Origin of the sequence: Adhaeribacter aerolatus (assembly GCF_007991635.1) — a bacterium.
GTDB classification, from domain to species: domain Bacteria; phylum Bacteroidota; class Bacteroidia; order Cytophagales; family Hymenobacteraceae; genus Adhaeribacter; species Adhaeribacter aerolatus.
Window position 1 is genome coordinate 1 of sequence record NZ_BJYS01000005.1, and the last position, 15,224, is coordinate 15,224.

Sequence of the window (15,224 nt, forward strand, 5' to 3'; positions counted from 1 at the left end):
AATCCGATAAATAGCAATAAAATAAAAGATACACTTATGTAAATATTCCTCAATATTTTTTTATTCATCCCAAACGTTCCACTACTTCCTTCCTAAAAAAGGCAGATTGGCTTTGCTTTCCTGGCCTTGCAACAGGCGGTTTATATTTTTTTTGTGGGTAAACACTACCATAATAGATAAAAGAACGCCAAATACCAGCAAGAGCGGCTCATCGGGGTGAAAAGCGGGTAACAGCAGCAAGAGCGGAAAAGCAATGGCCGCAATCATGGAGCCCAGCGACACATATTTGGAGATAACCAGTACCACAATAAAAATACCTAAGCAGATAAGAGCCGCCGGCAGGTGCACGGCCAGCACCATGCCCATGAGGGTAGCCACGCCCTTGCCGCCTTTAAAGCCCACGTACACCGGAAAAATATGACCTAGTACGGCCATTACGCCCATTATCAGTTTAAACAGTACCAGCTTATCATCCGGAATTAAATCTTGCATGACCAATATATTGGCAAGCGAAGTAGCGGCCCAGCCTTTAAAAATATCGAACAGCATTACAAAAGTACCGGGCTTTTTGCCCAGCACCCGGAACGTATTGGTAGCGCCGGCATTACCGCTGCCGTGCTGCCGCACATCAATGCCGTAAAACTTTTTGCCTACCCAAACCGCCGTCGGGATGGCACCAATTAAATAAACAACTATTAGAAAAAAGGCAATAATTAAAATATCCATAAATATTTTCGAAAGGACTTATAACTAATAAACGCAAATAAGCCGGACTGGTAAAAATTATTTTGCGAGAAAGTCTATTTTAAGAGCATGTTTAAAATTTATCCTTTGGGCTGCAAAGGATTGGTATTGGAACCTGACTTCGTCTTTTTTTCGGGACGTAGCGCTGCTATGTCCCTCAAAATGAGTCTCGCCAGAACCCAATACCAATCCTTTTCGCGCTCAAATACAAAATTTAAACAAGCTCTAAATACAGTTTAATACCGGACTGGTCCGCAAATTACAGATTCTGTTCTTACGTTTCAGGCAACAGCTATAAATTTTCACCCTACTATTGCAAGGCTTTTGGGCCATTAAACGCCAGGAGCAGGCACAAAAAAGCCGCTCTGGTGAAGCGGCTTTCTGTTTTTCCCAAAAATAAATATTAATTCATATCAGGTAGCAGACCTTCATCTTCTTTACCTTTTTTAGCCTTTTTCTTCTTCTTAGGTTCTTCGGTCATGCCGGGTAAGGCCATGTCATTGGTTTGTTTCGCGGGCTTGGCCGGCTGGGCAGCGGGCTCCTGCGACATATCCACTGCATCGGATTTGGCCGCTTTATCTTTCTTCTTTTTCTTGCCGCCGCTGTCTTCCATAAAATCGAAGTTGCCGGTTTTTACCGGAGCACTTACTTTGCTGCCCGCTACACCTTTAAGCGGGTCATAAGCGCTATTCTGCAGGTAAGCCTTCTGGTAATCGGTTACGAATTGGTTTTTCTCGATTTCTTCGGCCGTTAGTAAGCCGCTGTTCCGTTTAGAAGTTACCAGGCGGTTAAACTCTTCATCCGTAGAAGCCACCATCATCACACTATTATCATAAGTAAAGTAGTACCACAAACCCGGATTCGGCTGCAGGTACAAGGTAACAATATCTGATTCTGGTCCGCGCTTAATTTCGAGATAACCCGGCACCTGGGCATTAATATCTTTCTTAAGCATGTTAGATAAGCTCAGCATATTTTTGCTGTACCAGGCTTTGGTAGAATCGGACCACCGCAGTTCTACGTTACTAAACACCAGACTCTTCTGGAACTTAGAAGAAAATACCGGCAGCGGGGTATATTTAGACTGACTGGCAAATGCCTGGGCTTCTTTTGCCGGTACAAACTGGGCTAATTTGTTTAAGAGTAAACTATTATCGGTGATGGCCTCGGGCGCATTACCGGCGTTGTTGGCCAAAGCAGCGGACATGGCATTCAGGGCCTGCTCCGGCATATTTATGTCGAACGCAAGCAAGGCATTCAGCACGTATAAATTAGCTTTGGGCCTGGCGGTAGCGGCGCCGGCTGCGTCCAGTTTAAAGGTTTTACTCGGCTGAATCAGGTTAAATTTACCTTCGTAACTGGCAATGCCGGTAGAGTCGTTAAAGGTCATGAGGTTACCGGCTAACTCTTCGCCGGCAATGCGACTGGGTTTACCCAACTTAAACTCTTTCTGGTTTTTGTTGTATGCCAACTGACCTTCTACCTCGAATACATCTAAGTCGGTTTCGTCTTTTTTCTGCGACACAAAGGTGTTGTAGATTTTATTATTGGCCACACTTACGTGCAAACCGGTTTTAAGCGGCGTGCCGTCAGCCGATTTTGGGGCTTCAATGTTAATTTTTACCTCGGCCGGGTTTACGGTTGCTTTGTACGGGAACCAGTCCGAAGCGCCGTCTTCGCCGTTAACCGCCACTTTTACATAGCCGTCGAAATTCCAGAACTGCTGGTTAGAGCTCATGATAATATCGCCTTTATACTGAACGCCCGGCGCAATCAGGAATTTATCTTTTTCGGTTACGGTAGCGGCGGCTTCGGTATGCGGCAGGGTTTCGTCCTGAACATCCGGCTTCCGCAGGAAACGCATCCGGTCTTTTTTGCCCGGATCGGCGGTATTCATGGCTAGCAAAGTAGAATCAGGCCGGGCTTCCTGGTCGGCTTTCGGAGCGTTCTTTTTCTTTTTGCGGGAGGCTACGGTTGGTTCGGCTGCCATATCAGATTCCGGGTTAAGGGGCGTATCTCCGGTCGGCGCATTTTCAGTAGTTACTTTCGCTTTTTTCCCTCTGGTTACTAAACTTGCTTTCCGGAATAAGCCACCCTTTTTCACCGGAACTTCGGCGACGGCAGCCGTATCATCCGGCATTATTTCGGTACTAACCAAACCGGCCTTGTCCCGGTTGTTCCATTCCATCAGGTCGTTTTCGGTAATTACCGGCTTCACCTTGTCCATGTTTTTCATGGCGAACTTACCAAACTTAATGGCGAAGGTGTCGGCAGCGGCGTTTACATAATTGACTTTGGCATTACCCTGGTAATTCAGCCGCGACAGAATATTTATTTCGCCCTGGTATAGCTGGTGGTACTTATTCAGGGTATCGCTGACAACAACTGCTTTTTGCAGGGGCTTCAGGTTAGCACTTTCAATAAATACCCGGCCACTATCGGGTACCACGTGCGCATCGGCCACAGCAATGTAGGGCACGCCCCCAATATTCAGGGTGTTTTTGCTGATATCGTAGCTGGCTGATTTGGCTTTAAACTTAAGGCCTTCGTGCGACGGCCTGCCCGAAACAAAGTAGGCATGACTGCCATCTTTGCCTTCGGTTTCGCGCATGGTTACTACTTTTTTGTTTACATCCCACATACCACCGCTGAGGGAAGTCCGGAACTGAGAATTCGGAAAATCGGTACTGGCAATGCCGGTACGTTCCGGCGAGAAAGTAGCCTTCCCTTTGGTTACATTAAAATCCAGCAATACATCAGAAGCCCGCAGGGCTGGTTTGCCCGGCGTTTCCGATTTAATTTCGAGCGTGGCGTTACTGGCCTTGAAATGGTCTTTCGCAAAAGCCAGGCTAGGCGATTTAATAAAACCATCGGTGCTTTCTACCACCCCATCGCCAAAAAACCCTTCGGGCGTTAGAATAGCAATACCCTGGTACGTGTATTTACCGCCGTACAGCTTAAATGGCTCACTCACGGTACTAATGTTCATGGTATCCTTTTTAGGCAACCATTCCATTACATACTTATGAAAAGTACCGCCCATGTAATACGCTTTGCCCACCGTCGCTTCCCGGATAGTCGCCTCGGTACCTAAAGTTTGGACTTTACTCAGGTAAAAGGTGAAGGCATTAGACTTGAGCCGGGTGGTCAGGTATTCTACCTCGCCGGTACCCTGCAAGCCTTTATTGCTCATGGATAGTTTGTTGTAAAAACTACCTTTGCCGCCGTAAGCCGGCAAACCGCCTTTGGGTGTCGTATATTCAAAACCCAACGACTGATCGGGCATTACCGATAATTGGGTTTCGATGGGCGGGAAAATACCCCCGGAATAGAATTTACCTTTAAACCCAACAGCTCCCGGCATACTGGTGCCTAGGCTATCTATTTTAAAGCGCGGAATGGCAAAGTAAACCGTAGTATCATAAGCACCGCCCAATATTTCGGGTTTGTTAAAAAACACGAAGGCGCCGCCGGTAGCATCAAACATTGGGAAATGCGCGTATTTTTTCCGGCCCGATTTATTATCGGCTTTGTTTAAGTAAAGCGTTCCGGCCGATTTGGTAAGGCTGTTGCTGCTGAATTGTTCGTTGCCAGATTTTTTGTCTTTGGCGTTTTTCTTCTTTTTAGGAGCGGCAATGGCAATAGTATCAATTTTCGCCATATCAACCACAAACTCGTCGTACTTAAACGTAAATTTAGATCCGCGGAACCGCAAATCAGCGGCTACAACCGCACCGTTAAATTTTATTTCCCGGTTTTTCAGAATGCGTACCTGGTTGCTGTCGGGCTTGGCATAAACCGCTACCGAATCGCCGGTAAAATAAAATTTTTCAACGCCCCGCACCAGCATTTCGTTTTTGTTCAGGTCGAGCGTAATATTTTTACCCGAAGGCATTAAAGATTTAAGGGTAATAAAGTCGAAATCCTTTTTACCCCGGGCCGCTTTCATGTAATGAACCGCTTTGGGCTTTACCGTAACCTGTCCGGTTGCCGGGTTAAAATCCAGAAAATTCTGCTTGGCCAGCATAGAGGCGGCCAGCTGCAGTTCTTCTTCTTTTATTTTGGTGCTTTGGGCCAGTTCGGACAGGTAAAACGTATTGGTGCGCCGCTTATCGGCGAAATTGGTAATAACAATAAGCGGGTGAAAATCGGCGGTACCTTTTAAGTACTCGTAGCGCTCTTCGGTAAAATATTCTTTCGAAGCCAGGCGTGCCGGCACCTCATTTTTAGCGGTCAGAATTGAAAAATTAACCGTTTGCTCCGGTAAAACCCAGGTTAGCATTTCGGAGCTGATTTCCATCTGGTGATAGGAACTGTAAAAAGGACTGGCCATGGCCTGCTCACTGCGGGTAAGCACCAGTTTCTGGTTCGGCTTGCTGTATTTCAGCCGGAGGCCGGGATGCGCAATGGTATCGGCTTTATTAAAAAGAAGAACAGCCGCGTTCTCCGACGTAATAACACTATCCTGCAGCGAAAAATTAGCCGCCGTGGCTTTAAATTTTGGGGCGCCGCTGTGGCTCACCGTAATTTCGGAACCACTGCCATCCAAAGCTCCCGCACTAATTTTATTACCGGCCAGGGTAAGGCCGCCCTGGTATTTAATATTTTCGCCGATGCTTTTAAGGCGGGCATTATTCGTATAGGAAATAAATTTAGGGTAACCCGTATCGGCACCGGGTGTTTTACGGCGCACGTTCCGGAATTCAAAGACACCTTCTACCGGGGCTTCCAATATCGCCGGGTAAGTAAGCGTTACCCCATCGGCTTTAAAAGCGGCCTTGCTGATGTCAAAGCTAAACTTTTTAAGGGTAACGGCGGCTTCCCCATCGGGCTGTGCCCAGGTAAACTGGCCTTTTTTACCCACAAAAATATTACGCGCCAATAACAAGGCGCCTTCCGTCTGTTTTAACAGCAACGAATCCGGGCCGGATACAAAAAATAAATCAATATTATTTAATTGCAGCACCGGGCCTATTAATATCGGAATACCATCGCTGGTTGTTTTTACCGGGTCTTTGGCATTAGCTGCCGGCGTAGGCGGTGTGTCTTTAAAATCGTCGTTCCAGACTATTTCTCCTTCTTTGGGGGCTGCTTTCGTAGTTTTTTTAGGTGCTTCCTTAACTGGTTCCGGTTTTACGGGTTCCGGTTCTTCCTGGGGTTCAGTACCATCGCGGTATGCAAACGTAAAAGTACCGCCCAACACCCGCAAGGTATTAACCGGCGATTTATAAATAACTTTAGACGCCAGAAAAGAATAAGAAGTTTGCAGAAACTTTTCGAACTCCGGCGTTTTTTCTTTGGCCAGTGCGGTTTCCGTAACGGTTAAAAACTGGTCTAGCGCAGCGTTATTTAGTTTATGAATATTAACGGCACTTACCAGCGCCCCGTATAAGTTTTCGAGATGCGGCCGGGCTTTTAGTTTTTTAGCCTGCATTTGCTGCGAAAGCGCAATAATCCGGGCTTGCTGGCTGCTGGTTAAGGTATTGGTACCCCAGATTTCTTCGAGACGGGCAGCTACCTTTATGGCGTTTTCGTTTTTGGTACCGGCCATCAGGGCTTTCACATCCAGTATAAACTGGGCCGGCTCTTTCGAGAGTTTCTGGGTTGGTGTTTGCGCCTGCGCCCACCCAAGTACACTCAGTAAAAAAAATAAACTAAAGTAAAATTGTTTCATATATTAAACCCACTAATAAACCTCCTGAACTACTACTTCTGGAAAACAGCTGATACCCAATTGTTTTTTATACGATTATTTTTAAAATCCAATCCAACCGAAGCGGCTTTCTCTTTAATCTGGCCCAAATCTTCGGTATAAAACCCACTCAATATTAACGTACCGCCTGGGGTTAATATTTGCGCGTAAGCCGGTAAATCGGCCAGCAGCACATTACGGTTTATATTAGCCAGAATAACCTCAAAGGGCTGTTCCCCTGCCAGTACTGCGGCATCGCCTAAGCGCACGTCAATATCGGGGCAGCCATTCAGTTCGGCATTTTCACGGGCGTTTTCAACGGTCCAGTCTTCAATGTCAACGGCTAGTAATTCGGCCGCCCCGAGTTTGCAAGCCAGAATTGCCAGAATACCCGTGCCACAGCCCATATCCAGCACCCGCTTGCCGGCATGGTCTACCGTCAGTTGGTTCTCAATCATGAGGGTAGTGGTTTCGTGGTGGCCGGTGCCAAACGACATTTTCGGGTTGATGACAATATCGTAAGTCACGTCGGCGGGTTTGGGATGAAAAGAAGCCCGCACCGAACAAATACCGGCAATCAGCAGCGGTTCAAAATTCTTTTCCCACTCTTCGTTCCAGTTTTTCTTCTCTATTTTCTCGATGGTATATTTTATCTCGCCGGCGGCTTCGCGGTATTTATTTAAGACTTCCTGCAGATCGGCTTCCGAAAAAACAGCTTCGGTAATGTAGGCGCACAAACCCTCGTCGGTTTCCATGAAGGTATCGTAGCCGTACTGGCTCAACTCGGCGGTTAAAATGTCGTTAAACTCGGCGGGGGCAAAAAGGGTAATTTGGATAAAATCCATATAAAGGTTATTTTCTACAACCGGCAAATGTTCGCGCTTTGGTGTAATGAATGGTAAAATCGGCGAAAGCCCGGTTGGTGGTTATAAATAAAACGTGGTCGGCAAAGTTACGGCTCGTGGTAATGTACCAAAGGCCAGGGGCATCGGCAAAAAGCTTGTTATTTTCTCTAAATACTAGTAAATCGGCGTAGGTGTCTTCGGTATCGATGTAAACCGTAAAGCGGGCGTAATTCTTTTGTTTGGGGTCAGCAGTAAGATAAATGGAGCCGAACATGCGGCAAATTTCCGGTTCGCGGGGAGCCACAATCGGTATTGTTTCGGGCTTACCAACAGTCGAACCCGCCGGGCTGCCAAGGCCCAGTAAGAAGAAAAATAAAGGCAGAAAATAAAGCATTCCGGAAAAACTAAGTCGCCACTATACCCGAGCGGATGCAAGTGAATTAGAATAATCCCAATTACATCCGCTCTAAGGTACGAAATAAGTAAATCCAGAACAAAAAATTCTTATTTTTATCAGAATGATTTTACAATATCGGTGAAATCGCGGGATTTTAACGAGGCACCGCCAATCAGGCCACCGTCGATGTCGGGCTGCGAGAATAATTCGCGGGCATTACCCGGGTTAGCGCTGCCTCCGTACAGAATAGTAGTGTTCGCAGCGGCGGCGGCATCGTAGTGGCGGGCAATCTGCTCCCGGATAAAGGCGTGCACTTCCTGGGCTTGCTGGCTCGTAGCGGTTTTGCCGGTACCAATCGCCCAGATAGGTTCGTAGGCAATTACCACCCGCGCAAATTCTTCGTTGGTTACATGGAAAAGTCCTTCTTTCAGCTGGGTTTCGATAACCTCAAATGTTAAATCCTGCTCGCGTTGTTCTAAAGATTCGCCGATACAGAAAATTGGAATTAATCCAGCTTGCAGGGCGGCTTTTACCTTCGCTTCTAATAACTGGTTGTCTTCGTTAAAATATTGCCGGCGTTCGCTGTGGCCCAGGATTACGTATTCCACCCCAACCGATTTCAGCATTGCGGCCGACACTTCGCCGGTATAAGCACCGCTTTCTTTCTGGTGGCAGTTCTGGGCACCCAAATGAATTTTACTGTTTCCGCCAAGGGCTTTGCCAACGCTGCTTAAAAACGGAAACGGCGGACACAATACTACCTCGGCTTGGTTGTTTACTTCGTCCTGCACCATATTTACCACTTCCGATACCAGCGCCTGCGCCTCGTCGAAGGTTTTATTCATTTTCCAGTTGCCGGCAACAATTTTCTTTCTCATATTTTTTACTTTCGGTTTTGAGTTGTGTATTAAATTTGAGTTATACGGCGTAAGATTAAGAATTTTGCCGGGGAATGCCTAAAAGTTAAGGTGTGATTTACATTCACTAGCGCCGAAACCTTCTTTTACCAGTAGATTACTTTATCATTACAAATCCGAGTTTTACATTAAAACCCAGATGCAGGCGCCTGAATTTGCCTTCCTGCCGGTCAACCGGTTCAAAATAAAAGTCTACCGGCTCTTTGTAATCACCGGGCTGTTCGCCAAAGGTCTGGTGGTCTACTTTTATCCAGCGTAAACCCGGACCAACAAAAGCATCCAGCAAAAAGCGCTGCCCCAAATAATATTCCAGTCCAACTTTTAAACAAGTGCCCCACATCCGGCGGTTTACATCCGAATATTCGTAATGATAATCCCCATCCGGTTTTACTAACCAATTATCGGTTTTCCGATATTCTTCCGGACTAAAAAACACCGCAGTGCTAACATACGGCTTCACATTGGCTTTATCGTGCCCCCAGGCAGCAGGAAAAAAGTATATTATTTCGCCCCGCAGTTTAAAATATTCATGATTGCGGTATTGGTACTCTTCATTCTTCACAAATTGCTTCGATAAGCCTTTGTAAGGCAAACCATAGTCGATTGAAAAACCAATTCTGCTCTTGAGGGTAGCCTGTGCACCAAACTGCAGAGTTGCCGCCCGCAGGTCGAGTACGTTTAAAGGAGAAAACCTAATTTGCAGGGTTGGCTTGTTCTGTGCCAGGGTTCCGGTCAAATTAGCAAGCAGGAACAATAAAAGGAGTAAAGCCCGCCCGATAAATATTTTTTTCATAGCCAAAAACATCAGCATAAAAACCTGATTGCCAGCAAATTCAGAATAACCTGTTTATTAGCCAATATAATAGTAGAACTAGCCCTGTAGCAACCAATAATAACTATTTATTTACAGAAACAGACGAAATTTCATAAAAAAGCCCGGCTATTTGGCTCCAGAAACCAAACCAGCCGGGCTGTTATATTAAAATAAAACTTCTCGTGCGCTTAATCTAATGCGAACACCAGGGGCCGGCAGGTGCTGATTTCGTTAGCCACTGGGCATTATATATACAGGCTAAAAATTATTTACTAAAGCTTGAGCATCCAGAAGATGAGAAAAGAAGATGCATAATTTTCAAGCTGATTTATTTAACGAGTACAAACCCAATTTTAGCGCCAAGAGCCAAATGTGGCCGGGTAAAACTACCTTCCCGATTATCTACTGAGCCGAAAGAAAACCGTGTTGGTGGTTCTATGTTTTCTCCAAAAATCTGGTGATCTATTGTTATCCACCGCAATCCCAAACCCACAAAATTATCTAATATTAATCTCCGGAAGACAATATATTCCTGGCCGACTTTTATACAACCGCCCCAGAGTTGACGATTCACATCCGAGTATTCGTAATAGTAATTTTCGTCCTCTTTTAATAACCAGCTATCTATCTTTTGGTACTCTTCCGGACTATGGAATGCCTCGGCACTAAAATATAATTTGGATTTTTCATCGCCTTTAAGCCAATCTGGCTGCATAAAATATTTGAGTTCGGCCCGGAGTTTATAATAGTCGTGATAGCCATACCTGTTTTCCGGGTTCTGAAATATGGTTTTGGCCAATCCTTTGTAAGGTATGCCATAGTCTACGGATAGACCAATTTTATTCTGTATAGTTCCTTGTATACCTAATTGAATGGTTGCCGCCCGTGGATCAAATAAACTTAAAGGCGAAAAGCGAAACTGCAGCGCACTTCTGTTTGGTTCCTGGGCTATGGACAAGCGGGTAAACAGGAGTAAAATCAGCAGAAGATTACTTCTAAAAAATATATTTTTCATAGCTGAAGTTAGCTAAATCAAAAAGCAGGTAAGATTGCTGGTATATGAAAGATATATTTTATTCAGCCTATATAATATAATACGTGACCTCAGCCATAGAGGCCAATACTTTACTATTATTTCTGATACTAGCTTTTTCGGTTCTCTTGAAAAGGACTATTGTATAAAAGGCTTACAGGCAATTACGAGTAACCCCAAAATTTTCTACTTTTCAATTCATGTAAAATATTCTTCCAAGATGACAACCTGGTAAAAGCTGTTAGGTATCAAAAATTTGTTCTGTACAAATATTTGATCCTGATTATAGAATAACTTTTTCCTCTCTATTTAGACTTAAATGTAAAAGGCTTGAATTTTAATTGCTGCTCATTTAACAGATTTACCTTTCTGTAAGTTTTGCATAGCCTGGGCATATCTGCGGCCTAGTTCCCGGGCGGAGGTGGCATCAAAGTGGGTATTATCGCCTTTATGGGTTAAGCCCGCGGCGCTAACCACCGCCGTAAAAGGCACCTGGGCCGGCAATTGATTTAGTACCTGATTCATGCTTTTGAACGGCTCTTTAAAATACCCCAGTTCGCCGGCAACAAAGGGCAAATCAGGCGCGTCTAATTCGGTCCGGAAACGGTTAATCAAATCTTTTAACCTGACCAGGTGCAGTTGTTCCGCCGCCGGGTTGCTATCGGATTCGCCCTGGTGCCAGATAATGCCTTTTAAAACGCCGGTTTGCATGGCTGCTTTCGCACGGTCGATGGCTTCGTCGTACGGGTAGCCTTTGGTTTGATCGTGGTAGCCGCCTTTTACCCACGAAGTAATGGAAGAACCGCCATGCGCGGCAGGAATAAGGCCAATCCGGATTTTACCGGTAACAAGAGTTGCCATTTCGCGGCCAAACGAAAATCCCGGTCCGGTACCCGGATTTGGTTTATCCCAATGCAGCGGTTCTCTGGCCGGCTGCCACGTTTTGTCTTTGGCAAAGACCAGCAAATTGGGTACGGTTACGGTATCAGGGCCAACCGGGGTAGCCCGCCCGGCCATATTCGATTGCCCTACGAGTAAATACAAATGCAAATCCGGATCGGGCTGCTGGTTAGCTGTTTTAGTATGTACCTTACAACAAAACAAAAGCAGTAAAAGCAAAAAGCTGTAGCCGTATTTCATATTTTCTTTACCATTTCCGGCCCACGCAGCCGGTACCTGTAAATATATAAATCCTGCTTAAGAAAATAAGAGCTTTTTACTATAGCCCGAGCCAATATATAAGAGTGCCGAAATTCAAAATGGCTAAAAAAGAAGCTAACTTAGGCTAACTTCTCTTTTAAATACCGGGCGGTATGGTTATCCTCCAGTTTCACCATATCTTCGGGGGTACCTTCAAATAATAAATGGCCGCCGTTTAAGCCGCCTTCTGGCCCCATGTCAATAATCCAGTCGGCGCACTTAATAATATCCATGTTGTGCTCAATTATTAAAACCGAGTTGCCTTTATCAATCAGCGCATTAATCGCAGTGAGCAGTTTGCTGATATCGTGGAAGTGCAGACCGGTAGAAGGCTCGTCGAAGATAAACAGAATATTCTCGGAATGCGCGGTGGCGCCTTTGGTTAAGAACGAAGCTAATTTTACCCGCTGCGCTTCGCCGCCGCTGAGCGTATTCGACGACTGCCCCAAGCGGATATAACCTAAGCCTACATCATCGAGCGGTCTTAGTTTTTCGGCTACTTTGGGTTGGTCTTTAAAGAAACCAATGCTGTCGGCAATGGTCATGTCCAGCACCTCGGCAATATTTTTATCCTGGTACTTTACGTCCAGAATATCCTGCTTAAACTTATGGCCGTTGCAGCTTTCGCACTTCAGGTAAATATCGGCCATAAACTGCATTTCTATTTTTACCTGGCCTTCGCCCTGGCACACCTCGCAGCGGCCGCCTTCAATATTAAAAGAGAAATGCGAGGGCTTAAAGCCCCGGGCTTTGGCCAATGGCTGGTCGGCAAAAAGTGTCCGGATGCTGTCGTAGGCTTTTACATAGGTAACCGGGTTAGACCGCGACGACTTGCCAATCGGGTTCTGATCCACGAATTCCACGTGCGCTACTTTAGAATAATCGCCCTGAATTTTATCGAACTTGCCGGTAGCATCGGAGTGGCCGCCTAATATTTTGGTAAGCGCCGGGTGCAATATTTTTTTAATCAGGGTTGATTTTCCGGAACCGCTCACGCCCGTTACTACTGTCATGACATCGAGCGGAAACTTAACGCTCACGTTTTTAAGGTTGTTTTCACGTGCGCCTAATATTTCTACGGCATTGCGCCATTTGCGGCGTTGGGCCGGTACCGGTACGGCCATCTCGCCGCTTAAATATTTACCGGTGTAGGTCTGGGGCGTTTTTAAAATATCGTCGAAAGTTCCCTGGAACATGAGGTTGCCGCCACCCGAGCCAGCTTCCGGCCCGATATCAATAATCTGGTCGGCAATTTCCATCATTTTTTCTTCGTGCTCTACCACAATTACGGTGTTGCCCATTTGCTGCAAAGAACGCAACACGCCAATGAGTTGCTCGGCATCGCGCGGGTGCAGGCCAATACTAGGTTCATCCAGAATATACATAGAACCTACCAAGGCACTGCCCAACGAAGTAGCCAGGTTTATGCGCTGCGACTCTCCGCCCGATAAGGTAGAAGAAAGCCGGTTGAGGGTTAAATAGCCCAAACCAACCCGCACCAGGTAACTCAAACGATTCGTGATTTCAATAGCCAGGCGATCGGCTACGGCGGTTTCGTGCGCGTCCAGTTCTAAGTGCTGGAAAAATTCGAGTACGCCGGTTACAGGTTTCAGCAATAAATCGGTTATGCTCTGGGCGTTTATTTTTACGTACGAGGCATCTTTGCGCAGGCGGGTGCCGCGGCAATCCGGGCAAGTAGTGCGGCCCCGGTAGCGGCTTAGCATGACGCGGTATTGTATTTTGTGCGTTTGGGTCTGAATGTGGTCGAAAAAAGCGTGCAAGCCATCGAAATATTCATTGCCGGTCCAGAGGAGTTGCTGTTGTTCTTCGGTTAGTTCGTTAAAGGGCCGATGAATTGGAAAATCGAACAGAATGCCGTTTTTAATTAACGGCTTCTGCCATTCACTTTGCTTTTCGGTCCGCCACGGCGCAATGGCGCCTTCGTAAACCGACAAACTTTTGTCTGGAATAACCAAATCCTCGTCGATGCCCAGCACGGTACCAAAACCTTCGCAGCGCTGGCAAGCACCGTAAGGGTTGTTAAAGCTGAAGAAATTTACGTTGGGCTCTTCAAACACCATTCCGTCCAGCTCAAACCTATCCGAGAAGACGCGGGTTTCTTCGCCAAAAATTACGTGGCACTCGCCGTGGCCTTCGAAAAATGCCGTTTGCACCGAGTCGGAAACCCGGAACTGCAAATCTTCGTCGTCTTTGCGCACGACAGCCCGGTCAATCAAAATAAAAACTTGTTCGGTAATATCAGCAGCACCGCCGGCTAATAAATCTTCGATAAACAGCACCTGGCCGCTGGTATAAATTCGGGAGTAGCCTTTCTGCAAAAGTAAATCCAGTTCCCGGGCCATTTCGCGGCCATGCTGCAACTGCAAGGGAGCCAGAATCATTACCCGGGCGCCATCATCGAGGTTGAAAATAAAATCAACTACATCGCTTACCGAGTTTTTCTTTACCTGCTGCCCCGAAATTGGCGAAATGGTGCGACCAATACGGGCGTAAAGCAATTTTAAGTAATCGTAAATTTCGGTGCTGGTGCCTACCGTGGAGCGGTTATTTTTAATGCTTACCTTTTGCTCAATGGCAATGGCCGGACTAATGCCCCGGATATAATCGACATCGGGCTTATCCATACGGCCCAAGAACTGGCGAGCATAGGAGCTTAAGCTTTCTACGTACATGCGCTGGCCTTCGGCATACAAGGTATCGAAAGCCAGCGACGATTTGCCGGAGCCCGAAAGGCCGGTAACCACAATAAATTTATTGCGCGGCAAAGCCACGCTCAGGTTTTTTAAATTATGAACCCGCGCGTTTTTTATTAAAATAAACTGCTTTGGGTCTAGGGTATCTATAATATTATTATCGGTATGTGAAGTCATGCTGTAAGGTTGGTCCAAAACCATTCTATCCGTAACAAAACTCCAGACGAAAAGATTGGTTTTCCGGCGCAAATTTACGAATACATTACCGGAATAGGAAGCAATGCTTTTTACCTTTTGGTTTACCGGCCTGAAAAACAAATAAATACCTAAAACCTTGGTTCTCTGCCCATACTTTTGTAACGTAGTATCAGCTAACACGTAAATTTTAAGTCACTCACAATTTAAACAAACGCTAAAACTATGGGTAAAGGAGATAAAAAATCCAGAAAAGGTAAATTAGTTAAAGGATCGTTCGGCAATAGCCGTCCGCATAAACCAACCAAGAAAACCGAAGAAAAAACAGCCACCCCTAAAAATGCTGCGGCTCCTGCCGCTACGAAGTAGTTCATTTTTCTTCCCGGAAAATAAGCCCTCTCTGTTTACCGGGAGGGCTTCTTGTTTTTTGCTATTGCCTTCTTCCGTGAATGGTATAACCAACTACATTAGTTTCTGAAAATTGGTAGTAATTAAAATTAAAACCGTATCTAAACTATAACTAGCCTGCATCTGCGTTCCTAATTCCTGAAACTGGGTGCGTTGCCTCTATAGCTAAATTTTAATTATTCTAATTCCTACCGTTTCACCCTATAAATAAATTACGCCAACCTTACCCTAAAAAATGGGTAAAATATGCCTGTTTAGCTTGTCT

10 protein-coding genes are annotated in these 15,224 nt (G+C 45.8%); 1 reads left to right on the forward strand and 9 read right to left on the reverse strand.

What is annotated here, in order from left to right; all coding sequences use genetic code 11:
- Positions 1-81: 81 nt before the first annotated feature.
- From plsY to uvrA, 9 genes are all read right to left on the reverse strand, one after another.
- Complete coding sequence (gene plsY, locus AAE02nite_RS04845; protein ID WP_146895476.1) at positions 82-726, reverse strand: glycerol-3-phosphate 1-O-acyltransferase PlsY; 645 nt, start codon at positions 724-726, stop codon at positions 82-84.
- 421 nt (positions 727-1,147) lie between these two features.
- On the reverse strand, positions 1,148-6,418 hold the full coding sequence (locus AAE02nite_RS04850; RefSeq protein WP_146895478.1) for a hypothetical protein: 5,271 nt from the start codon (positions 6,416-6,418) through the stop codon (positions 1,148-1,150).
- Positions 6,419-6,450: 32 nt separating this feature from the next.
- Entirely contained in the window at positions 6,451-7,281 is an 831-nt protein-coding gene (gene prmA, locus AAE02nite_RS04855; protein WP_146895480.1) for a 50S ribosomal protein L11 methyltransferase, read from the reverse strand.
- Positions 7,282-7,288: 7 nt separating this feature from the next.
- Positions 7,289-7,675, reverse strand: a complete 387-nt coding sequence (locus AAE02nite_RS04860; protein ID WP_246150799.1) for a 7(1) septoil knot domain-containing protein — start codon at positions 7,673-7,675, stop codon at positions 7,289-7,291.
- A gap of 119 nt (positions 7,676-7,794) precedes the next feature.
- Positions 7,795-8,556, reverse strand: coding sequence for a triose-phosphate isomerase (gene tpiA / locus AAE02nite_RS04865; protein WP_146895482.1), 762 nt, complete (start codon positions 8,554-8,556; stop codon positions 7,795-7,797).
- A gap of 136 nt (positions 8,557-8,692) precedes the next feature.
- The gene (locus AAE02nite_RS04870) at positions 8,693-9,388 is read right to left on the reverse strand and encodes a hypothetical protein (RefSeq protein WP_146895484.1); all 696 of its coding nucleotides are present in this window, start codon (positions 9,386-9,388) and stop codon (positions 8,693-8,695) included.
- 349 nt (positions 9,389-9,737) lie between these two features.
- Positions 9,738-10,424 carry a hypothetical protein gene (locus AAE02nite_RS04875; RefSeq protein ID WP_146895487.1) on the reverse strand — a complete coding sequence of 229 codons (687 nt, stop codon included), beginning with the start codon at positions 10,422-10,424 and terminating at the stop codon, positions 9,738-9,740.
- 366 nt (positions 10,425-10,790) lie between these two features.
- Positions 10,791-11,582: a sialate O-acetylesterase gene (locus AAE02nite_RS04880; protein WP_146895489.1), complete on the reverse strand. Its 792-nt coding sequence runs from the start codon at positions 11,580-11,582 to the stop codon at positions 10,791-10,793.
- Positions 11,583-11,722: 140 nt separating this feature from the next.
- Complete coding sequence (gene uvrA / locus AAE02nite_RS04885; RefSeq protein WP_146895778.1) at positions 11,723-14,533, reverse strand: excinuclease ABC subunit UvrA; 2,811 nt, start codon at positions 14,531-14,533, stop codon at positions 11,723-11,725.
- A 243-nt stretch (positions 14,534-14,776) separates the two neighbouring features.
- Here uvrA and AAE02nite_RS04890 point away from each other — a divergent pair, with 243 nt between their 5' ends.
- Entirely contained in the window at positions 14,777-14,920 is a 144-nt protein-coding gene (locus AAE02nite_RS04890) for a 30S ribosomal protein THX (protein ID WP_146895491.1), read from the forward strand.
- Positions 14,921-15,224 lie beyond the last annotated feature (304 nt).